At 65.8% G+C, this 21,199-nt stretch carries 19 protein-coding genes; all 19 read right to left on the bottom strand.

Features of this window, described 5'->3' with window-relative positions:
• The 19 genes from ACP7AR_RS02480 to ACP7AR_RS02390 all read right to left on the bottom strand — a co-directional run bounded on the left by ACP7AR_RS02480 (position 1) and on the right by ACP7AR_RS02390 (position 21,194).
• A complete protein-coding gene (locus ACP7AR_RS02480) occupies positions 1-1,257 on the bottom strand; it encodes a hypothetical protein (RefSeq protein ID WP_426182319.1) in 1,257 nt (418 codons plus the stop codon).
• A 115-nt stretch (positions 1,258-1,372) separates the two neighbouring features.
• Complete coding sequence (gene dnaE / locus ACP7AR_RS02475; RefSeq protein WP_426187589.1) at positions 1,373-4,843, bottom strand: DNA polymerase III subunit alpha; 3,471 nt, start codon at positions 4,841-4,843, stop codon at positions 1,373-1,375.
• A 137-nt stretch (positions 4,844-4,980) separates the two neighbouring features.
• Complete coding sequence (locus ACP7AR_RS02470; RefSeq protein WP_426182316.1) at positions 4,981-6,042, bottom strand: hypothetical protein; 1,062 nt, start codon at positions 6,040-6,042, stop codon at positions 4,981-4,983.
• Positions 6,017-6,574, bottom strand: coding sequence for an RNA polymerase sigma factor (locus ACP7AR_RS02465; RefSeq protein ID WP_426187587.1), 558 nt, complete (start codon positions 6,572-6,574; stop codon positions 6,017-6,019). Before ACP7AR_RS02465 ends, ACP7AR_RS02470 begins: the two co-directional genes overlap by 26 nt.
• A gap of 86 nt (positions 6,575-6,660) precedes the next feature.
• Positions 6,661-7,242, bottom strand: a complete 582-nt coding sequence (locus ACP7AR_RS02460; RefSeq protein ID WP_426182313.1) for a GNAT family N-acetyltransferase — start codon at positions 7,240-7,242, stop codon at positions 6,661-6,663.
• A gap of 36 nt (positions 7,243-7,278) precedes the next feature.
• A complete protein-coding gene (locus tag ACP7AR_RS02455; protein WP_426182310.1) occupies positions 7,279-8,199 on the bottom strand; it encodes an RluA family pseudouridine synthase in 921 nt (306 codons plus the stop codon).
• A 2-nt stretch (positions 8,200-8,201) separates the two neighbouring features.
• Positions 8,202-8,849 (bottom strand): signal peptidase II, encoded by a 648-nt coding sequence (lspA, locus tag ACP7AR_RS02450; protein WP_426182307.1) that lies wholly within the window; start codon positions 8,847-8,849, stop codon positions 8,202-8,204.
• 9 nt (positions 8,850-8,858) lie between these two features.
• A complete protein-coding gene (locus ACP7AR_RS02445; protein ID WP_426182304.1) occupies positions 8,859-9,470 on the bottom strand; it encodes a DivIVA domain-containing protein in 612 nt (203 codons plus the stop codon).
• Between the two features lie 154 nt (positions 9,471-9,624).
• Positions 9,625-9,930: a YggT family protein gene (locus ACP7AR_RS02440; protein WP_426182301.1), complete on the bottom strand. Its 306-nt coding sequence runs from the start codon at positions 9,928-9,930 to the stop codon at positions 9,625-9,627.
• 3 nt (positions 9,931-9,933) lie between these two features.
• Positions 9,934-10,416, bottom strand: coding sequence for a cell division protein SepF (locus tag ACP7AR_RS02435; protein ID WP_426182298.1), 483 nt, complete (start codon positions 10,414-10,416; stop codon positions 9,934-9,936).
• 40 nt (positions 10,417-10,456) lie between these two features.
• A complete protein-coding gene (locus ACP7AR_RS02430) occupies positions 10,457-11,173 on the bottom strand; it encodes a YggS family pyridoxal phosphate-dependent enzyme (RefSeq protein ID WP_426182296.1) in 717 nt (238 codons plus the stop codon).
• A 7-nt stretch (positions 11,174-11,180) separates the two neighbouring features.
• Entirely contained in the window at positions 11,181-12,335 is a 1,155-nt protein-coding gene (gene ftsZ / locus ACP7AR_RS02425) for a cell division protein FtsZ (RefSeq protein ID WP_426182293.1), read from the bottom strand.
• A 200-nt stretch (positions 12,336-12,535) separates the two neighbouring features.
• A complete protein-coding gene (locus ACP7AR_RS02420; RefSeq protein ID WP_426182290.1) occupies positions 12,536-13,489 on the bottom strand; it encodes an FtsQ-type POTRA domain-containing protein in 954 nt (317 codons plus the stop codon).
• A gap of 3 nt (positions 13,490-13,492) precedes the next feature.
• Positions 13,493-14,893 carry a UDP-N-acetylmuramate--L-alanine ligase gene (gene murC, locus ACP7AR_RS02415; protein WP_426182287.1) on the bottom strand — a complete coding sequence of 467 codons (1,401 nt, stop codon included), beginning with the start codon at positions 14,891-14,893 and terminating at the stop codon, positions 13,493-13,495.
• A 12-nt stretch (positions 14,894-14,905) separates the two neighbouring features.
• Positions 14,906-15,985, bottom strand: coding sequence for a UDP-N-acetylglucosamine--N-acetylmuramyl-(pentapeptide) pyrophosphoryl-undecaprenol N-acetylglucosamine transferase (locus tag ACP7AR_RS02410; RefSeq protein WP_426182285.1), 1,080 nt, complete (start codon positions 15,983-15,985; stop codon positions 14,906-14,908).
• Positions 15,982-17,172, bottom strand: coding sequence for a putative lipid II flippase FtsW (ftsW, locus tag ACP7AR_RS02405; protein ID WP_426182282.1), 1,191 nt, complete (start codon positions 17,170-17,172; stop codon positions 15,982-15,984). Before ftsW ends, ACP7AR_RS02410 begins: the two co-directional genes overlap by 4 nt.
• Positions 17,141-18,673, bottom strand: coding sequence for a UDP-N-acetylmuramoyl-L-alanine--D-glutamate ligase (gene murD, locus ACP7AR_RS02400; RefSeq protein WP_426182280.1), 1,533 nt, complete (start codon positions 18,671-18,673; stop codon positions 17,141-17,143). Before murD ends, ftsW begins: the two co-directional genes overlap by 32 nt.
• A complete protein-coding gene (mraY, locus tag ACP7AR_RS02395) occupies positions 18,670-19,785 on the bottom strand; it encodes a phospho-N-acetylmuramoyl-pentapeptide-transferase (RefSeq protein WP_426182277.1) in 1,116 nt (371 codons plus the stop codon). The genes murD and mraY overlap by 4 nt, the downstream gene beginning before the upstream one ends.
• A complete protein-coding gene (locus ACP7AR_RS02390; RefSeq protein ID WP_426182274.1) occupies positions 19,782-21,194 on the bottom strand; it encodes a UDP-N-acetylmuramoyl-tripeptide--D-alanyl-D-alanine ligase in 1,413 nt (470 codons plus the stop codon). Before ACP7AR_RS02390 ends, mraY begins: the two co-directional genes overlap by 4 nt.
• Between the last annotated feature and the right edge of the window lie 5 nt (positions 21,195-21,199).

The following is a 21,199-nucleotide window of genomic DNA, read 5'->3' as shown; positions in this document are numbered from 1 at the left end:
TCAGCCCCTCGTGATGTCTGCGATGTCGTGCAGGTAACCGATGCGACCGTCGTCGTGTCGGACCACGTAAGCGCCGCCACGGTCTTCGACCACGAGAGCCCATGCACTCGGACCGATGCGGAACAAGGGCTCCCCGCGCTCGTCGAACACATCGCGCTCAGTGGGGGCGAGGGCCCAGAACGGCTGCGACGACACGGCTGGAGAGGCATCGGCGAATGTCTCGGTGATCGCCTCCGGCGAGGCAGTCACTTCGCGAGGTGCCGTGATGTCGAGATCGTCGATGACCTCCGTGAGATTCTCGTTCCCTGCAGTCTCGACGACCTCTTCGCGATCTGCCGCGGCAGTCGGTTCGGTGAGGTCGGGTGTCACGGCATCCTGATCGTCTTCGATGTCGAACTGGCCGCGCGACGTACGCGCGTACGCGGGAACGTACTCGCTGTCGTCAGCGCCGACAGTCGTGCCCAGACCGATCTCGTCTCCGACACCTGGCGCGATGCCGCGTTCCCTGCTCGACGCGTGCGACGTGGAAGACAGGCGATCGCCGAGCCCGAGGTGCGCGATCTCGTCGCTCGTGCGCTCGTCATCAGAGAGCTCAGGATCCACGACCGGTGTCTCCTGCTGCGCCGGCGCGGGCTTCTCGGGACGCGGTCGCTCGATCACAGGACGGACGGGGTTGGCGTTGCGATGCGCGAGCGTCACCAGGCGCCCGCGGAAGTCGTCACGCAGTCCGGGGATGAGCGGCGCGAAGACGGTGAGCACGACGAGTGCGAGCGCCGTGATGAGCTGGAGGATCGTGAGCCAGGTCAAAGCGAAGTCGCCGGTGGCCACCGTGACGATCATGAGATCCCAGTTGGCCGCTGCCCAGAAGAGAGCGCTCACTGAGAACGACACGGATGCGAACTGGTCGATTCCGAGCGAGCCCACTCTGCGGATGCCGTCCGGCGAGAAGCGGCGGAGCACGATGAGGAACACTGCGGCCGTGGGCAGTCCGAGAGCGAGGATCCACTGAATACCCTGCGCCCAGAGCGAGGTGGAGCCCTCGTAGGCGTAGACCGGGAAGAAAGACGTGACGAAGGCGATGAACCATACGCCGACGATGAGCAGTTCACGCAGCGTGAAGCCGACGATTCCATACTGCGGAGTGACCTCTTCGTCGTAGAGCACACCGTCGTCCTCCGCGAGAGGCGTGGCGTCGGCGGCGTGCTCCGAGTCGTTGAACGGCTCCGAGTCGCTGGGGAGGGGAGATTCCGTGCTCATGAAGCGTGGTCCTTTCAACGTGGCGCACTCCGACTGATCATGCGCGCCCAACGCGTCCCGATACTACCTGTTGCATCCGGGCGGCGTGTCCGGATGCAAGGGGAGAACTACCCGGTCATCCCAGGCAGGCAGGGCCGAGAAGCGACTTCAGGTCGCCGAACAGATCGGCGGAGACCTTCACGGGCATCGGCACTTCGAACACCTTCGCCGTGCTGCCTCTGTGTACTCTCAACACCACCTCGGTCTCGCCGTTATGACGCCGCAGCACCTCGGCGAGGTCGTTCATCACCCGCTCTGTCGCGCGCTGCTCGGCGAGCACCAGGGCGAGAGGGCCCGCCGCATCGAACGAACCGACGTCGGGCGAGAACGCCGACTGCGCGTGCAGATTCAGGCCGTCATCCCGACGCGACACCCGACCGCGCACTGCCAGGATCGCATCCTGCTGCAGCGTGTGCTGGAACTCGGTGTAGGTCTTGCCCATGAACATCACGGTGACCTCACCGTTGAAGTCCTCGACGGTGATCATGCCGTACGGATTACCGCTGGCCTTCGCCACGCGATGCTGCACGCTCGTTACGAGACCGGCCACAGTGACCTGGTCACCGTCTTGCAGGTCCTCCGAGGCGAGCAGGTTACTGATCGAGATCGACGCGTGCTTGGCGAGCGGCACCTCGAGCCCGGCGAGCGGATGGTCGGAGACGTAGAGGCCGAGCATCTCGCGTTCGAAGGCGAGCTTGTCCTTCTTCACCCACTCGGGCCGATCAGGAACCTTCGCAGGCACGGCTTCCTCCACCGCGTCGTACAGGCTGTCGAAGTCGAATCCGATGGCACCCTGCGCCTCGTTCCGCTTCTGACCGACGGCCGCCTCCACAGCATCCTCATGGATCTCCATGAGTGCGCGGCGAGTGTCGCCGATCGAGTCGAACGCGCCAGCCTTGATCAGAGATTCGACTGTCCGCTTGTTCGAGACGTGCAGCGGCACCTTCTTGAGGAAGTCATGGAAGGAGTCGAAGCTCTCCTTCTCTCGGGCCTGGACGATGCCGTCGACGACGTTGCTGCCCACGTTGCGGACCGCGCCGAGGCCGAAGCGGATGTCGTCACCGACTGCCGCGAAGAAGTTGATCGACTCCCGCACATCCGGCGGCAGCACCTGGATGCCCATACGGCGGCACTCATTCAGGTAGATCGCCATCTTGTCCTTGGAGTCGCCGACGCTGGTGAGCAGTGCGGCCATGTACTCGGCGGGATAGTGAGCTTTGAGGTATGCGGTCCAGTACGAGACCACGCCGTACGCGGCGGAGTGTGCCTTGTTGAACGCGTAGTCGGAGAACGGCAGCAGGATCTCCCAGATCGCGTTCACCGCACCGTCGGAGTACCCGTTGGCGTGCATTCCCGCTTGGAAGCCCGCGAACTGCTTGTCCAGTTCCGACTTCTTCTTCTTGCCCATCGCGCGGCGGAGGATATCGGCCTGGCCGAGGGAGAACCCGGCGACCTTCTGCGCGATCGCCATCACCTGCTCCTGGTAGATGATGAGGCCGTAGGACTCGTCCAGGATCTCGGCGAGCGATTCGGTGAACTCCGGATGGATCGGGGTGATCGGCTGCAACCCGTTCTTGCGCAGCGCATAGTTCGTGTGCGAGTTCGCGCCCATGGGGCCAGGCCGGTACAACGCGATCAGCGCCGAGATGTCACCGAAGTTGTCGGGCTTCATCAGACGCATCAGTGAACGCATCGGTCCGCCGTCGAGCTGGAACACGCCGAGCGAGTCGCCCTTGCCGAGCAGATCGTAGGCGCCCTGGTCATCGAGCTCGAGATGCTCGAGATCGAGCTCCTCGCCCCTGTTGGTGCGGATGTTGTCGAGCGCGTCCGAGATGATCGTGAGGTTGCGCAGCCCCAGGAAGTCCATCTTGATCAGGCCGAGGCTCTCGCACGACGGGTAGTCGAACTGCGTGACGATCTGGCCGTCCTGCTCGCGGCGCATGATCGGGATGATGTCGAGCAGAGGTTCACTCGACATGATCACGCCAGCGGCGTGCACACCCCACTGCCGCTTCAGACCCTCCAGCCCGACGGCACGGTCGAAGACCGTCTTGGCCTCTGGATCGGTCTCGATGAGTGTGCGGAATTCGCTGGCTTCTTTGAACCGCGGATGCTTCGAGTCGAACATGCCGTCCAGCGGCATGTCCTTGCCCATCACGGGCGGTGGCATGGCCTTGGTCAGACGCTCGCCCATGCTGAACGGGAAGCCGAGCACTCGTCCGGCATCCTTCAGCGCCTGCTTGGACTTGATCGTGCCGTACGTGACGATCTGCGCGACGCGCTCAGAGCCGTACTTCTCGGTGACGTAGTCGATCACTTCGCCGCGGCGACGATCATCGAAGTCGACGTCGAAGTCGGGCATCGAGACACGATCAGGGTTGAGGAAGCGCTCGAAGATGAGGCCGTGCTCGATCGGGTCGAGGTCGGTGATCTTCATCGCGTAGGCGACCATGGAACCGGCACCGGAACCACGGCCGGGACCGACGCGGATGCCGTTGTCCTTGGCCCAGTTGATGAAGTCGGCGACCACGAGGAAGTAGCCGGGGAACCCCATCTGGAGGATGACGCCGGTCTCGTATTCGGCGCGCTTGCGCACCTTGTCGGGAATGCCGGACGGGTAGCGGTAGTGCAGCCCGGCCTCGACCTCTTTGATGAGCCAGCTGTCCTCGGTCTCGCCGTCGGGCACAGGGAAGCGCGGCATGTAGTTGGCCGAGGTGTTGAAATCGACCTGGCAGCGTTCGGCGATCAGCAGCGTGTTGTCGCACGCCTCCGGGTTGTCGCGGAAGAGCTGGCGCATCTCCTGCGCCGTCTTGATGTAGTAGCCGTCGCCGTCGAACTTGAAGCGGTTCGGGTCGTCCATCGTCGAGCCTGATTGCACGCACAGCAGAGCCGCGTGCGCGTCGGCCTCATGCTGATGCGTGTAGTGCGAGTCGTTCGTGCCGACGAGCGGGATGCCGAGATCCTTGGCCAGACGCAGGAGGTCGGTCATGATCCGACGTTCGATCGAGAGTCCGTGATCCATGATCTCGGCGAAGTAGTTCTCTTTGCCGAAGATGTCCTGGAACTCAGCCGCGGCGGCACGCGCTGCGTCGTACTGTCCGAGGCGCAGGCGGGTCTGGATCTCGCCGGACGGGCAGCCGGTGGTGGCGATGAGTCCCTTGCCGTACGTCTGGAGCAGCTCGCGGTCCATACGGGGCTTGAAGTACTGGCCCTCGAGGCTGGACAGCGAGCTCAGCCGGAAGAGGTTGTGCATGCCCTCGGTGCTCTGGCTCCACATGGTCATGTGGGTGTAGGCACCGGAACCGGAGACGTCGTCGCGCTTCTGATCCGGCGACCCCCAGGCCACACGCGTCTTGTCGCTGCGGTGCGTTCCGGGGGTGACGTAGGCCTCGAGGCCGATGATCGGTTTCACGCCGGCATTGTTCGCCGCGTTGTAGAACTCGAAGGCCGCGAAGGTGTTGCCGTGATCCGTGACAGCGATGGCCGGCATGCCGTAATCGGCGGCCGCCTGCGTCATCGAGTTGATCTTGGCAGCACCATCCAGCATCGAGTACTCGCTGTGCACGTGCAGGTGTACGAAGGAGTCGGATGCCACGTGCTCGAGTCTACGTCGGGGCGCAGACGTCGGCATTTTGGTATGGGGCCCGAGGTCGCACTGAGCACCCGCGGAACCCATATCGGATGCTACGGCTGCGGCGCGTTCACGGACGCGGGGATCTGATCGATCACGGTGATGTGCACGCGACTCGACCAACTGCCGCCGTCAAGATTCCCTCGACCGACGATCAGCCCCTGCGACGTGTCCACGTCGACGGTCTGCATCCAATCGCTCTCACCGTCCTCCGGGAAGGCGATCGTGGTGATATCGCCCTCGACACGTTCGACGTGCGCCCCGGGGACGAGCGCGAGCGCCTGGAACATAGCGGCGCGCAGGTCCGCCGGGGCGAGGTTGAAATCGATGGGTTCCCCGAGTTGCGGCGGAGGACAATCCGAAAGATATTCGTACGAGGAATCGTCGAGCCATGCGACCAACTCCTCAGGATCACGCGGCATCTCGTCGTAGTAGCAGGCGAGCGCGTTGCGCGAGAACGTGAGCACGTCCTCCGGGTCGACGCCTTCAGCACCGGCACCTGTTTGGGTGTACATGCCACCGGGATACACCTGCACGCCCATTCTCGGACCGGCGCCTTCGGATTCGAGCACCGCGCGTGCAGCAGCAGCATCAGGTCCGGACACCTCCAGCACTTCGGTGGACTCGTCGTAGTCCTCCACCCAGTCCTGTGATCGGTCGGCCGGCACGTACAGTGACCGCGACTGGCGCACAGACGCCTGCGTGGCCGAGCCGCGACCGTCGAGGTACCCTCCCTCGGGAAGGCTCGGATCCGGTGTCCAGCCGAGCTCCTGCGTCGAGACCTCCTGAATCCTGATGTACTGCCCTGGTCCCGGGTCCAGCGCGACTGCCGCGAGCGTCGCGTTCGCCGCCGCATTCAGCGCGTCCGCTGCCGATGCGGTCGGCGCATCGACGGGTGCCAACACGGAGCCGATGACGATCGCCGTCGCCGCGGCGCCGGCCACTAATCCTCCGATGCCGATCCCCGCCCAGCGGCGACGCGTGCGGCGCAACCTCTCCGGCTGCCCGCTTCGCGCGATCTCGCGCGAAAGTGCGTTCCGCGCCAGCCGAACGCTCTCGTCAGCTGTGTCGGCCTCATCCGCCCCGATCTCACGCACTCGTTCCATAAGAGACATCGCTCTCCTCCTTCGCCATCATCGTGACTATGGGTGTCAGCCGGGTCGCGCCATGCGATCCTGGCGGCGCGAGCTTGCGACGAACGCGATTCAGACGAGAACGCACCGTGCCCACCGGAACATCGAGAGCCACGGCGACCTGCTCGTACGTCAGGTCTCCCCAGGCGTACAGCAGCAGGGTGTCCCTGTCCTTCCTGTTCAGTCCCGCGATCCTCGGTGCCAGCGCACGCAGTGCGGCGTCGGCATCAAGTCGTGATTCTGAAAACGAATGCGGCAGTTCTTCGATGACCGCGTTGGCGGATGCCGAGGACTCGAATGCCCGCCATTGGCGCGCTTCCGCCGCATGCTGGCTCTTGATCACACGCGTGGCGATTCCGAGCAACCAGGGCAGCGCCGATTCCCATGCGCCGTCGAAGGACGAACGGCGGCGGAACGCCACGAGAAATGTCTCGCTGAGGACATCGTCGACGGCATCCACCCCTACTCGCCGCCGGATGTATCCGCCGACAGGACGGACGTGCCGCTCGAAGATCCCGGAGAAGGCTCCTGGATCGTCGACCGATCGCGCGATGATCTCGCTGTCTCACACTGTGTATTGCTCTGCCGCGCGAAAACAGTTCACGGATTCTTTCGCAGGTCGAGCCGCATCAGCACCCGTGGGAATCCGTTCAGTACAGAACTCGTCAGGGCGGCCTGCTCGAAACCCGCCTTCTCGAACATCGCCTTCGTGCCGACGTACGCCATGGTGAGATCGACCTTCTCCCCCCGATTGTCGACGGGGTACCCCTCGATCGCCGGCGCTCCTCGTTCGCGCGCGTACGCGACGGCTCCGTCGATCAGCGAATGCATGACGCCCTGCTTGCGATGTCCCGGCCTCACGCGGAAGCACCACAACGACCAGACATCGAGCTCGTCGACGTGCGGGATCAATCGGTTGCGGGCGAAACTCGTGTCTCGACGCGGATGCAGCGCCGCCCATCCGACGGGCTCGTCATCGAGGTAGGCGATCACCCCCGGGGGCGGGTCGTGGTCGCACAGCTCGCGCACGCGCTCAGCACGCGCCTCTCCGCGCAGCGCCACGTTCTCTTTGTTCCCCAGCCGATAGCTCAGGCAGAAGCACACGTTCGATGTCGCCTTCTTCGGGCCGACGAGCGTTGCGACATCGTCGAACACGGTCGCCGGGCGCACGTCGATCGTCATGTTCTCAGTGTGTCGGATGCCACGGACGATCCGCCTTCACTCCCCGCGCAGAATCTCCAATGCGCGCACGAAATCGGCAGGATACGGCGATTCGAACTGCACCCATTCCCCCGTCGCCGGATGGGTGAATCCGAGCCGATGGGCGTGCAGCCATTGACGAGTGAGTCCTAGCCTGGCCGACATCCTCGGGTCGGCGCCGTAGAGCGGGTCGCCGACGCACGGATGCCGGTGAGCGGCCATGTGCACGCGAATCTGATGCGTGCGCCCGGTCTCGAGGTGGATCTCGAGCAGCGAGGCCCCTGGAAACGCCTCGAGCGTTTCATAGTGTGTGATCGAGTCCTTGCCCGAGGGGGTGACGGCGAACTTCCACGAGTGGTTCGGATGCCGTCCGATCGGCGCGTCGATGGTGCCGGCGAGCGGGTCAGGATGTCCTTGCACGACCGCGTGGTAGACCTTCTCGACGGTTCTCTCCTTGAAGGCGTGCTTCAACGCCGTGTAGGCGGATTCGGACTTCGCGACCACCATGAGACCGCTCGTTCCGACGTCCAGCCGATGAACTATGCCGGCCCGCTCGGCCGCACCACTGGTGGCGATTCGGAATCCTGCACCCGCCAGCGCCCCGAGCACGGTCGGGCCGTCCCATCCCTGCGACGGGTGGGCGGCCACGCCGGACGGCTTGTCCACCACGACGATGTCGTCATCGTCATAGATGATGCCGAGGTCCGGCACGACGACCGGTACGATCTTCGGCTCTTCCTTCGGTTGCCAGTCCACGCTCAACCAGCCGCCGGCGTGCAGCCGATCGGACTTGCCCAGCGTCACGCCGTCCAGGCTCACGCCTCCGGCTTCCGCGACCTCTGCGGCGAACGTGCGCGAGAAGCCGAGCATCTTCGCGAGCGCCGCGTCGACGCGTGCGCCCTCGAGGCCGTCCGGAACCGGCAGCGACCGGGATTCCATCCTCAGTTGGCCTGTTCGGGTTCAGCGTCGATCGGAGTCTGAGCCTTCTCGGCCGCGGGGACCTCCGCATCAGCGGTGGTGTCGGTATTCCTGTCGGCGGATTCGTCGGGATCGACCTCTGCCCCCGGCGCGACGTCGTCCCGCTCGCGCGTGCCGTCGAAGCGCAGTCCGAGCACGACGAGCAGCGCGACGGCGATCATGCCGCACACGATGAAGATGTCGGCGACATTGAAGATCGCGGGCATCATCCACGGCATCGAGATCATGTCCACGACATGGCCGACCGCGAAGCCGGGCTCGCGCAGCAGCCGATCGGTGAGGTTGCCGAGTACGCCGCCGAGCAGCAGTCCCAGCACGACCGCCCACAGCCGAGAGCGCAGACCGAACGACTTCCAGATGATGATGCCGGCGACGACGGTGAGCGCGATCGTGAAGATCCACGTCACCTCGCTGCCGAGCGAGAATGCCGCACCAGAGTTGCGGATGTAGTACAGCTGAAGGAACTCACCCAGTACCGGCACCACCTCATGCAGAGGCAGATTCTCGATGGTGAGGTGCTTCACAAACTGATCGGCGGCCAGCACCAGCGCCGCGAGAACCGCGACGATGACACCGGCCGCCGACCGACTGAGTGGACGACGTCCTGGCAAAGGGACGACCTAGAGCCCGATGGCCGAGACCGGGGTCGAGTCCGTCGATGCCGACTTCTCGTCGAGATCGCGGAGCTGGCCCTCGATGTAGCCGCGAAGCTGGGTGCGGTAGTCGCGTTCGAAGTTGCGCAGCTCGGTGATGCGCGCTTCGAGCGTGTTGCGCTCGCGCTCGAGGCGAGCGGACTCCTCGCGCTCCTTCGCCTGAGCGTCGGCACGGATGCGGTCGACCTCGGCCTGCGCCTCCGAGATGAGCTGGCTCTTCTTGGCCTCACCCTCGGCGACGTGCTCGTCGTGCAGACGCTGCGCGAGCTCGATGATGCCGGCGGTCGCGGTCGTGGGTCCACCGGCCGAGGCTTCGCTGACAGGAGCGGGAGCCGCTGCGACGACGGGAGCAGGGACCTCGTCGACGACGGCCGGCGCTTCGGCGGCCGGAGCAGCCGGAGTCTCTCCGGACTCGTATGCGGCGAGCTTCGTCTTCAGCTCGGCGTTCTCCTCGAGGGCCTTGCGCCACTCGACGACGATCTCGTCGAGGAAGTCATCGACCTCGTCCGGGTCGAAGCCGTCCTTGAAACGGACGTGCTGGAACTGCTTGGTGACGACGTCATCCGGGGTCAGTGCCATTGTTCTCGGCTCCTCTTTCGATGAGTTCTGTTGCCAGTGACTGAAGTGTGGCTCGGTATTGATCCGGCGCGTACCCGGGGCGCGCACCTCCGAGCAAGCATAGTCCCCGCTCGCAAGTGACGCGATGTGAGACGTCAGCGGCAGCGCCGCCCGGTCACACGGAGATGAACGCGCGCGCTATCGACATCAGGATCAGCACGGCCAGCATGGTGAAGGTGAAGCCGAAATCCAGTGAGAGCGTGCCGATGCGCAGTGGAGGGATGAAGCGCCGGAACAGCCGGATCGGAGGGTCGGTCACCGTGTACACGAGTTCTGCGGCGATGAGACCGCCACCCTTGGGTCGCCACTCACGATTGAACAGCGGAATGTAGTCGAGTATCAGCCGCGCGAAGAGCACGAAGATGTAGATCAACAGGACCAGATGAATGATCGATGCGATCACCGAGACCAGTGCGGTCACGGCTTATGACTGATCGAAGCCCGCAGACTCCGGGTCTGCGCTCGCGATGCCGCCATGACCCGACACCGCGATGTTCTCCGGCGAAAGCAGGAACACCTTGCTGGTGACGCGCTCGATGCGGCCGTACAGGCCGAGGGAGAGCCCGCTGGCGAAGTCGATCAGGCGACGCGCGTCGGCGTCGCTCATCTGCGACAGGTTGATGATGACAGGAACGCCCTCGCGGAAGCTCTCGGCGATCAGCTGCGCGTCGCGGTATTGCTTGGGGTGCACCGTGAGGATCTCGTTGACGGTGCCGGCCGAGGGCTGACGCACAGCCACGGGGCGACGCAGTGGCGTCACCGGGGCAGGCGCGGCCTCCTCGTGTTCGCGATCGCGGTCACGCTCACGGTGAGCCCGAGCAGGGGCCGGAGCCAGCTGCTCTTCGTAGGCCTCTTCCTCATCGGCGAGTCCCAGGTACACCATGGTCTTCTTGAGCGGGTTTCCCATCGTGTCCTCCGTGTTCGACGTGGGCTGATCTGATTCGAGGTTAACCCCGGTCAGGTCGTGGTCCTGTGATTGCCGAGCCGATCCGCAGGTGTGTCGCACCTGCGGCGATCGCCTCGACGAAGTCGCCGGTCATGCCGGCGGAGATCCAGGTGGCGCTCGGGTCGAGCGCCGTGATCGTGTCTGCGATGCCGCGCAGGCGGGCGAAAGCGGATGCCGGTGCCTCGTCGAGCGGTGCGACACCCATGACTCCGCGCAGCCGCAGCGACGGCAGTGCGAGGATGTGCTCCGCCAGGTGCAGCGCACCCTCAGGGGCGACACCGCCTCGACCGTCGTCGTCTGTGAGATTGACCTGCACGAGCACATCGAGGACGCTCGGCTCGACTTCGTCGGTGTTGCCCGCCGCTCTGTGCAGTGCATCGGCGAGCTTGATGCGGTCGACCGAGTGCACCGCGTCCGCGCTCCTTCGGATCGAGGCGGCCTTGTTCGTCTGCGCCTGACCGATGAAGTGCCAACGCAGTCCGTCGAGCTCCCGCTCGCCCTCGGGCGAGTCGAGCTCGCCTCTCTTGGCTTCGAGCTCCTGCTGACGGTTCTCACCGACATCACGCACGCCGAGCGCATGAAGTTCGCGCACGAGGGACGCCGGATGGAACTTGGTCACCACTATGCGGGTGATGTCCGCGGCATCCCGCCCTGCGATGCGCGCGGCGTCCGCGATCTGCGAATCGATCGCAGACAGCCGCGCAGCAAGGTCGGACAAGTCGCCCCTACTTCAGGAACTCGGGGATGTCGATGTCGTCGTCGGCGAAGGCCGGCTCCAGGCTCGTCGCCGCGATACGCGGTGCGGGCTGCTGGGGGGCCTCGCTCTGCTTCTGCTCGGCAGCAGGAGCCTCGGCGGAATCCGAGAGGGAGACCTCGGGCAGAGTGTCGGCCGCCGGGCGCGAGACGACCATCGGGTCGAGCCGCAGCGAAGGCTCTCCGCCGTCGAAGCCTGCCGCGATCACCGTGACTCGCACCTCGTCGCCGAGGGTGTCGTCGATGACCGTACCGAAGATGATGTTCGCCTCCGGGTGCGCGGCCTCCTTGACGAGATCTGCAGCGTCGTGGATCTCGAAGATGCCGAGGTTCGAACCGCCCTGGATCGAGAGCAGCACGCCGTGCGCGCCTTCGATCGAAGCCTCGAGCAACGGAGATTCGACAGCGAGCTCTGCGGCCTTGATCGCGCGATCCGCGCCACGAGCGGAGCCGATGCCCATCAGTGCGGATCCGGCGCCCTGCATGACCGACTTGACGTCAGCGAAGTCGAGGTTGATGAGACCCGGTGTGGTGATGAGGTCGGTGATGCCCTGCACACCGGCGAGGAGCACCTGGTCGGCAGTGGCGAACGCCTCGATCATCGAGATGCCGCGGTCGCTGATCTCCAGCAGCCGGTCGTTAGGCACGACGATGAGGGTGTCGACCTCTTCCTTCAGCTTGGAGACGCCGGCCTCTGCCTGGCTCTGACGGCGACGACCTTCGAATGAGAACGGCTTGGTGACGACGCCGATGGTGAGCGCACCGATCGACTTGGCGATGCGGGCGACGACCGGAGCACCACCGGTACCCGTTCCGCCTCCCTCACCCGCGGTGACGAAGACCATGTCGGCACCGGTGAGGGCCTGCTCGATCTCCTCCGCGTGGTCCTCGGCAGCACGACGTCCGACCTCGGGGTCGGCACCCGCGCCGAGACCCCGGGTGAGCTCACGGCCCACATCGAGCTTGACGTCGGCGTCGCTCATGAGCAGCGCCTGCGCGTCGGTGTTGACGGCGATGAACTCGACCCCGCGCAGGCCGAGATCGATCATGCGGTTCACGGCGTTGACGCCGCCACCGCCGACGCCGACGACCTTGATCACGGCGAGGTAGTTCTGGTTCTGGCTCATGGCCGGCCTCCGATGTGTCGAGCCTGGAAACGAATGTGAACCTTAAACCTCAACTAGAGGTGTAAAGTATTTCCCGGTATTGCGTTCTCTTGATCGAAGGTATGCGCCACAGGCCCTCGTGAGCGCAAAGACACGGGCGTGTCGCCGCTTTGACGTGCAAGAACACCTGCAGCACGACCGCGCCGCTCGTGGGCCTCGGGTCAGCCGGCCACGATGACGTCGGGAGAGGAGACGTCTATCTCTCGCGCAGCCGGGTTCGCCTGCATCGTCGTCGCCAACACCCTGGCCTTGTACGCCGACTCGTCCGCACTCCCCCACACCACGGTGAGCCCGCTCGAGAGTTTCAGCGTGACGTCGTCCAGTGTGGAGGCGGAGACGTCGGTGACGGTGGCTCGGACGTCTGCGGGGAGCGAACGAACGACGAGTCCGACCGATTCGAACGCGTCGGACTCGATGCCGCCGTCGACAGCGATCACCGGCTGTCCTTCCGGGCGTGCCTCTGTGGTCGACAGCGCGACACCTGCCGCATCGACCAGAGTGAAGCCGGCGCCGGATTCGATCACGCCGATCGGTGTGCGTTCGACGATCCGAACGACGAGGTCGTGCGGCGGCTTGGCCTCGAGTGCGTAGGTCTCGATCAGTGGGAAGGCGATGAGCGCAGCTTTCACCTCGCTCTCGCTCACGAGCGCCAACGGCGTGCCGAGCTGGTCACTCAGAGCAGCCTCCACGGATGCTGCATCAAGAGCCGATGCGCCGGCCACGGTGATCTTCTCGACGGCGAACAGCGGGCTGTACGCGGCCGCGACGCTGCCCCCGATCAGCAGGACCACGGCGCCGATCGCACCGAGCCAGATCAGTCGCCGACGCCGCGAGCGCTGTGTGAAGCGACGGATCTCCGCGCGCAGGGCCTTGCGGCGCGCGCGCGCGGCACGCCAGACGTCGCCTGCTGTGAGGCCTTCCAGCGATTCGGGTTCCTGGTCGTCGGCGTCCGCACCGACGTCCTCGATGCTCTTGATCGGAGCGACCTGTCCGTCCCCTTGCGGCGCGGACGTGTCCCGATCCGCTCGTTCGTCGCGCGCATGGCGCGGCGAACGAGCAGGGGTGGGCTTCGTCTCCTGCTCCGGCGGAGTCGGAAGCGGTGCCGGGCGACGCATCGGTCAGACTCCGGTCGTCCGCCGCAGTGATTCGAGCACCTGAGGGATGATCAGGTGCACGTTGCCGCATCCGAGCGTGATGACGTAGTCGCCTTCACGTGCGACCGTCGCCGTGTAGTCGGCAGCCGCCTGCCAGTCGACGACGTAGTGCACGTGCTCCTGGTCGCTGAATGCGTCGCTGACGAGCGCCCCGGTGACCCCTGGTACCGGGTCTTCACGGGCTCCGTAGACATCGAGCATGACGGTGTGATCGGCGTAGGTCTCGAGCACATCGGCGAACTCGCGATACATGTGCTGAGTGCGCGAGTAAGTGTGCGGCTGCTGGATCGCGATGATCCGGCCGTCGCCGACGACACTGCGAGCCGCCACCAGGGCGGCCTTCACCTCGGTCGGGTGATGCGCGTAGTCATCGAACACGCTGACACCCCGCTCCACACCGTGCAGCTCGAACCTGCGCACGGTACCGGCGAATCCCTCGACAGCACGCACCGCATCTGTGAGCTCATGACCGAGGGTCAGAAGTACGGCGACGGCCCCAGCGGCGTTGATCGCGTTGTGCGCTCCTGGCACGACGAGTTGCAGTCGCTCGCTGCGCTCCCCGTGTGTGATGGTCGCTGCCACCGGGCCTGCGGTCGAGATGTCGGTCAGGCGGACGTCGGCGTCTGCGGCGACGCCGAAGCTGATCACGTTCTGATGTGAGAGGCCTGCTTTCACCCTGAGCGCACCGGCGTCATCGCTGGAGATCACCACTGCTTCGCTCGCCGCGTCCGCGAACCGGATGAACGCCTGGTGGAACGCGTCATCCGATCCGTAATGGTCGAGGTGGTCCGGGTCGACATTCGTGATCAGGGCGATCGCCGTGTCGTAGAGCAGGAACGTGCCGTCGGATTCATCGGCCTCGACGACGAAGAGGTCGTCGGCTCCGGACGCACTGGATGTGCCCAGCTGCTCGATCACTCCGCCGTTGACGTAGTTCGGGTCAGTGCCGAGCGACTTCAGCGCTGTCACGATCATCCCGGTCGACGTCGTCTTGCCGTGCGCGCCTGCCACCGAGATCAGACGACGTCCGCCGATGAGCCAGTGCAGCGCCTGCGAGCGGTGGATGACATGCAGACCGCGTACCTTGGCGGTGACGAACTCAGGGTTCTCGGGCCAGATGGCTCCGGTGTGGACAACGGTGTCGGCATCGCCGAGATGGTCCGCGTCGTGGCCGACGTGCACGGTGGCTCCGGCCGCTGCCAGCGACCGCAGCGCATCGCTGTCGGCGCGATCGGATCCGGACACGCGGATGCCGGCATCAAGGAACATCTTCGCGAGGCCGCTCATCCCGGATCCGCCGATCCCGATGAAGTGGGCGGCGGTGATGGTGTCCGGGATCGGGAGCGAGAGGTCAGGTCTGATCATGTCCTGTCCATCCTAATTCGCGCTGCCGAGCGCTCGGTCGATCATCGCGATCACGTTCTCCGTGCCGGTGCGGGTGCCGACATGCTCTGCGGCAGACGCCATCCGGGCGCGGCGATCGGTGTCGGTCAGCAGCGGGATGATCTCCTCGCGGACGACCTCACCGGTGAAGGTGCCGTCCTGCAGCAGGATCGCCGCCCCTGCGGCGACCGCAGAGGCGGCATTCAACCGCTGCTCTCCGTTCCCGACCGCATACGGCACGTACACGGCGGGGATACCGAGTGCGCTGACCTCGCTCACCGTCGCGGAGCCCGCGCGGGAGACGATCAGGTCGGCAAGCGCGAATGCCAGATCCATCCGGTCGACGTAGCGACGCACCGCGTATCCGGGAACCTCAGGGTCCTCGAGCTCGCTGCGCTCTCCCGTCACGTGCAGCAATTGCCACCCCGCCGCGAGCACGTCACCCCAGGAATCCGCGAACGCCTCGTTCAGTCGCTGCGCACCGAGCGAGCCCCCGAAGACGAGCAGCACTGGCCGCGCAGCATCCAGCCCGAATTGCACTGCAGCTTCCGACCGTGTGGCTGAACGGTCCAGATCCACGATCTCGTGGCGCAACGGCATCCCGACCACTTCGCCGCCCTTGAGCGGGGTGCCTTCGAACGCGACGCCGACTCCCGCTGCACGCCGAGCGCCCAGCACGTTCGCCAGCCCCGGCTTCGCGTTGGCCTCGTGCACGACGAACGGCACCTTCTCGCGACGTGCGGCCAGATAGGCAGGTGCCGACGCGTAGCCGCCGAACCCGACGACCACGTCGACGCGGTGTTCGCGAATGTGCGAGCGCACCTGCGCGATCGCCTTCCTGAAGCGCCCGGGGAACGCGGCCGCCTGCGTGTTCGGCCGGCGTGGGAAGGGGACCTTGTCGACGATCAGCAGCTCGTAGCCGCGCTCCGGAACGAGTCGGGCTTCCAGCCCTTCCTTCGTGCCGAGCACGAGGACGCTCGACGCAGGGTCGCGCTCACGCAGCGAATCGGCGACGGCGAGCAACGGATTTACATGGCCGGCGGTGCCACCGCCGGCGAGGAGGTACGTGGTCACCTGGTGACTTTACCCCGCGGGGATGCGGGGATCGTGCGAGCGAAGGCGAGCAGCACGCCGCAGGCAAGGAGCACGGCGAGCAGAGCAGTACCGCCCTGCGACATGAACGGCAGCGGCACGCCGAGCACGGGGAAGATGCCGATCACGACGCCGATGTTGATGAGCGCCTGGCCGAGGATCCACACGGTGATGCCGCCGGCTGCGACGCGGATGAACGGGTCTGTCGTCTTGCGCATGATGTGGAACGCACCGACGGCGAAGAACGTGAAGAGCGCGAGAACCACGAGACAGCCGATGAGGCCGAGTTCTTCGCCCACGATGGCGAAGATGAAGTCGTTCGCCGCAGCCGGAAGCCAGCCGTACTTCTCCTGGGAGTTGCCGAGGCCGAGACCGAAGATCCCGCCGTTCGCCATGCCCCACACGGCATGGATCGACTGATAGCAGTCGTTCTCGTAGTTGGTCATGTCGGTGCACACCGCCGAGATGCGTCGCATCCGGTCAGGGCTCACGACCGCCAGTGCGATGACCCCGATGATGCCGAGCAGCACGGGGAGGATGAAGAGGCGCAGCTTGACGCCCGCGAAGAACAGGCAGCCGAGAAGGATCAGCACGAGCACCATGACGGTACCGAGGTCGTGCCCCGCCATGACCGTGCCGATCGCCAGCAGAGAGACGGGGATGACGGGGATGAACACGTGGTGCCAGATACCCAGCAGCACGCGTTTGCGCAGAAGCACGTAGGCGACCCACAGCGCGATCGCGAGCTTGAGGAATTCCGATGGCTGCAGGGAGAAGCCCAGGACGTTGATCCAGTTGCGGTTGCCGTCGTTCTCGACGCCGATGCCGGGGATGAAGACGAGAAGCTGGAGCATCGTTGCGAGGATGAGCGCAGGCCACGCCATCTTCTTGAGGAAGGCGACCGGCAGGCGACTGACCAGGAACATCATCGGAATGCCGACTGCGGCGAACATGGCCTGCTTGATGGCCGTGTCCATCACGCCGGCCTCTGTGGCGCTGGTGGCGGAGATCACCATGATGATCCCGAAGACGGTCAGCAGAAGCGCCGTGGACGCGATGAGGACGAACTCGTTCGACGGCGGCGTGAAGATGCGTCCGAGCGAGACGCGTGCGGCGAGGCCTCGTCGCTGCCCTTGGTCAGTGCGCGGTGGGCGGGCTACCTGCGTCATCGGCGCTCCCCCGATCGATCCATGTGCGCACCGCGTCGGCGAAGCGGTGGCCACGATCCGCGTAGCTGGTGAACTGGTCGAAGGATGCCGCGGCGGGAGCCAATAGAACCGTTCCCCCGTCATCGGCGATCCCTGCGGCAAGTTCCACCACGCGGGTCATGACATCTTCAGTCTCGTCAGTGACCACCTCGATCACCGGCACTGCGGGCGCGTGTCGCTCGAATGCCGCGACCACCTCGCCGCGTTCGACGCCGATCACGAGCGCCGCGCCGGCGGTTCTTCCGGCGTCGGCGACGAGGGCCGAGAGATCCACACCCTTGAGGTCGCCCCCGACGATCCAGACAGCACCGGGGTATGCGCGCAGCGACGACGCCGCGGCGTGCGGGTTGGTGGCCTTGGAGTCGTCGACCCAGGTGATGCCGGCGTGGCGGGCGATGACCTGGATGCGATGCTCGTCGAGACGGAACGCCTGCAGCGCACGCCTGATCGCCTCCGGCGTCGTGCCGAGCGAGCGCGCGAGCGCGCTCGCGGCGAGGATGTTCTGCACGATGTGGGGTGCCGAAAGCCCCGCTTCGGCGAGATCGGCGACCGTGGTGAGTTCGAGAGCACTGCGCGCGCGGTCGGCGTGGAACGCACGGTCGGCGAGGATGCCGTCGACCACGCCGAGATCGCTCGGACCTGGAACGCCGAGGTCGAACCCGATCGCCCGAGCACCTTCGATGACCTCGGCTTCTTCGACCATGATGCGCGTCGCCTCGTCGGCCTTGTTGTACACGCAGGCGACGCGGGTGTTCCGGTAGACGAAAGCCTTCGCGTCACGATAGGCGTCTGCGCTCCCGTGCCAGACGAGATGGTCGTCCGCGAGATTCAGGCACACGGACGCATAGGGCACGAGCTCACCGACGCCGCGGCTCTGGCCGATGTACCAGAGCTGATGGCTGGAGAGCTCAACGACGAGCACGTCGAAGCCGGCGGGATCGCGTACGGCGTCCAGCACCGGGATGCCGATGTTCCCGCACGGTGCAGCGCGCAGTCCACCCTCTGCGAGCAGGGTGGCGGTGAGCTGGGTCGTCGTGGTCTTGCCGTTCGTGCCAGTGATGAGCACCCATTCGGCCGGGGTGCCGTCCGCACGCACCACCTTGTCGCGTACCCGCCAGGCGAGCTCCACATCCCCCCACAGGGCGATGCCTTCATCCTGTGCCCACCGGATGATCGGATGCGACGGTGAGAAGCCGGGGGAAGCGACGACGACCTCCGGCTCGAAGTCCCGCAGCGACTGGGGCACCTCGAGTGCGCCGAGTTCGAGGCGGGCGCCGATCACCGGAACGAGCCGCTCGTACTCCTCGGCAGCCGATTCCGACAGCACGAGCACATCGGCACCGAGCTCCGCGAGGGTGTCCGCCGCGGAGAAACCCGTCACGGAAAGTCCGAGCACCGCGACGCGCAGGCCCTTCCAGTCCGCGTGCCAGCTGGTCAGCGCATCCAGGCGAGCGATGCTCATCCGTCCACTCCGGTGAGCCATTCGACATAGAACAGACCGACCGCGGAGACCGCCAGGAGGCCGGCGATGATCCACAGGCGCACGACGATCGTCATCTCCGACCAGCCGCGCATCTCCAGATGATGATGGAACGGGCTCATCAGGAACAGGCGCTTGCCGCGAGTGATCTTGAAGTAGAGGCGCTGCACGATGACCGATCCGGAGGACAGCACGAACACACCGGCGATCACGAACAGCAGCAGCTCGGTGCGGGTGAGGATCGCCATCGCCGTGATGACGCCGCCGATCGCCATCGAACCGACGTCGCCCATGAAGACCTTGGCCTTCGGCGCGTTCCACCAGAGGAACCCGATCAGCCCGGCAGCGAATGATGCCGAGACGATCGCAAGGCTGAACGGATCTCGCACCTCGTAGCACGCGTCGAGAGCTCCGGTGTCCACTCCCGCGCTCGCGCAGGACTGCTTGAACTGCCAGAAGGCGATCAGGCTGTAGGCCCCGACGACGAACACGCCCGCGCCGGATGCGAGACCGTCCAGGCCGTCGGTGAGGTTCACGCTGTTGGACGTGGCGATGCCGATCACGGCGATCCAGATCAGGTACGCGATCCAACCGATGATGACGCCGAAGCTGAACAGATCGAGCCAGGTGATGTCACGGAACAGCGAGACGTAGCCGCTCGCGGGCCTCTGACCGAACTGGTTCGGGAAGTTCAGCGCGACGACCCCGAACGGGATCATCACGATCAGCTGCCCGATCACCTTGCGCCATCCGGAGAGACCAAGACTGCGCTGGGATTTGACCTTCATGTAGTCGTCGATGAAGCCGACGGCACCGAAACCGACCATGAGCCAGAGCACGAGGATCGCCGAAAGGGCCGGGGTGCTGCCGCCGGCGTAGACACCGACGAAGTAGCCGACCATGGTGCCGACGATGAAGATGAGGCCACCCATCGTCGGAGTTCCCCGCTTGGCGCTGTGGCTGGGGTTCGCGATGTCTTCGGGGGTGCGGATCACCTGCCCCCAGCCCCACCGGCGGAACAGCCGGAGGAAGACGGGGGTGAGGAACAGGGTGAAGGCGAGCGAAATCGCAGCCGCCATGAGGAGTGATCTCACGAGAACAATTCTCCCAGACGATCGCCGAGATGCCGAAGCCCCACGGAATTGGATGATTTCACGAGCACACGATCTCCGTCACGGAGCTCGGTGCGCAGGTACTCGAATGCGGCGTCCTGGTCAGGCAGGTGGACGGCCTCACTGTCCCACGACCCCTCGCCGACGACGGAGAGGTACAACCGGCGCGCCTCGGGTCCGACGACGACGATGCGTCGGATGTTCAGGCGCACGGCGAGCAGTCCGATGCGGTCATGCTCCTCCCCCGCGCTCTCGCCGAGTTCGCTCATCGCCCCGAGGACGGCAACAGTGCGCTCGTCGGGGCCGGTGATCTGGGCGAGCGTCCGCAGAGCGGCGGCCATGGAGTCGGGGCTGGCGTTGTAGGCGTCGTTGATGATGCGCACGCGGTCGTTGCCGAGCGGCTGCATCCGCCAGCGCTCGGCGACCTGGACGGTCTCGACACGCGCGATCGCGTCCGCGAGTGGCACGCCGAGAGCACCAGCGGCAGCGATCGCCGCGAGGGCATTGGTGATGTGGTGGGCGCCGAGCACCTTCAGATGCAGTGGAAGGCTCGCATCTGCCGTGGTGATGACGGCCCTGGTGCCGTCCGCCGCCACCTGGACCTCGCTCGCGCGGACGTCGGCGGAGCCGTCCTGACCGAAGCCGATCACGTTCATACCGCGCGTCTCGGCTGTCTCGCGCATGGCCGAGACCCGCGAGTCGTCGATGTTCAGCACGGCGGTCCCGCCCGGGCGAGAGGCAGAGATGAGCTCCGCCTTGGCCTTGGCCGTCGCCTCGATACCGCCGAAGCCGCCGGCGTGAGCCATCCCGACCATCAGGACGACGGCGATGTCCGGTTCGACCAGACCTGCGAGATGGGCGATGCTGCCAGGACCCGCGGCGCCGAACTCGCTCACCAGGTATCTGGTGTCCTCCGTCACACGGAGCATGGTGACGGGCGCGCCCACCTCGTTGTTGTAAGAGTTGATCGGCGCGATCGTCTCGCCTTCGTCCTCGAGGATGCGGGCGAGGAGGTTCTTGGTGGTCGTCTTCCCGTTCGAGCCCGTGATTCCGACGATCTGCAGTCGGCCGCCTGCGCGCACCCGCGCGACGACGGCTCGGGCGAGATCAGCGAGAGCGGCGACGGCATTCTTCACGACCACCTGCGACACCCGCGCGTCGACGACGTGCTCGACGATCGCCAATGACGCTCCACCCGCCACCGCCGCCGAGACGAAGCGGTGCCCGTCGGTCTCCGCTCCGGGTTTGGCGATGAAGATGCCGCCGGGGGCCATGTTCCTCGAGTCGGTGTCGACGACGCCGGACACAGTGGTCTCCGCGGTGTCGGGGTCTACGAGACGCAAGTCGCCACCGGTAACTGCGGCGATCTCGGCAAGCGTCAGGGCGATCATGAAAT

Source organism: Microbacterium sp. TWP3-1-2b2, assembly GCF_049896145.1.
In the GTDB taxonomy this organism is placed as follows: domain Bacteria; phylum Actinomycetota; class Actinomycetes; order Actinomycetales; family Microbacteriaceae; genus Microbacterium.
The sequence above is the reverse complement of the archived record's forward strand: the minus strand, read 5'-3'. Positions and strand labels throughout refer to the sequence as shown.

What these genes read in the sequence shown, in the direction of transcription:
- ACP7AR_RS02480 (WP_426182319.1), bottom strand. Translation starts at nt 1,257, where the DNA reads ATGAGCACGGAATCTCCCCTCCCCAGCGACTCGGAGCCGTTCAACGAC.
- dnaE (WP_426187589.1), bottom strand. Translation starts at nt 4,843, where the DNA reads ATGCTGGATGGTGCTGCCAAGATCAACTCGATGACGCAGGCGGCCGCC.
- ACP7AR_RS02470 (WP_426182316.1), bottom strand. Translation starts at nt 6,042, where the DNA reads ATGTCTCTTATGGAACGAGTGCGTGAGATCGGGGCGGATGAGGCCGAC.
- ACP7AR_RS02460 (WP_426182313.1), bottom strand. Translation starts at nt 7,242, where the DNA reads ATGACGATCGACGTGCGCCCGGCGACCGTGTTCGACGATGTCGCAACG.
- ACP7AR_RS02455 (WP_426182310.1), bottom strand. Translation starts at nt 8,199, where the DNA reads ATGGAATCCCGGTCGCTGCCGGTTCCGGACGGCCTCGAGGGCGCACGC.
- ACP7AR_RS02445 (WP_426182304.1), bottom strand. Translation starts at nt 9,470, where the DNA reads ATGGCACTGACCCCGGATGACGTCGTCACCAAGCAGTTCCAGCACGTC.
- ACP7AR_RS02435 (WP_426182298.1), bottom strand. Translation starts at nt 10,416, where the DNA reads ATGGGAAACCCGCTCAAGAAGACCATGGTGTACCTGGGACTCGCCGAT.
- ftsZ (WP_426182293.1), bottom strand. Translation starts at nt 12,335, where the DNA reads ATGAGCCAGAACCAGAACTACCTCGCCGTGATCAAGGTCGTCGGCGTC.
- ACP7AR_RS02420 (WP_426182290.1), bottom strand. Translation starts at nt 13,489, where the DNA reads ATGCGTCGCCCGGCACCGCTTCCGACTCCGCCGGAGCAGGAGACGAAG.
- murC (WP_426182287.1), bottom strand. Translation starts at nt 14,893, where the DNA reads ATGATCAGACCTGACCTCTCGCTCCCGATCCCGGACACCATCACCGCC.
- ftsW (WP_426182282.1), bottom strand. Translation starts at nt 17,172, where the DNA reads ATGACGCAGGTAGCCCGCCCACCGCGCACTGACCAAGGGCAGCGACGA.
- murD (WP_426182280.1), bottom strand. Translation starts at nt 18,673, where the DNA reads ATGAGCATCGCTCGCCTGGATGCGCTGACCAGCTGGCACGCGGACTGG.
- ACP7AR_RS02390 (WP_426182274.1), bottom strand. Translation starts at nt 21,194, where the DNA reads ATGATCGCCCTGACGCTTGCCGAGATCGCCGCAGTTACCGGTGGCGAC.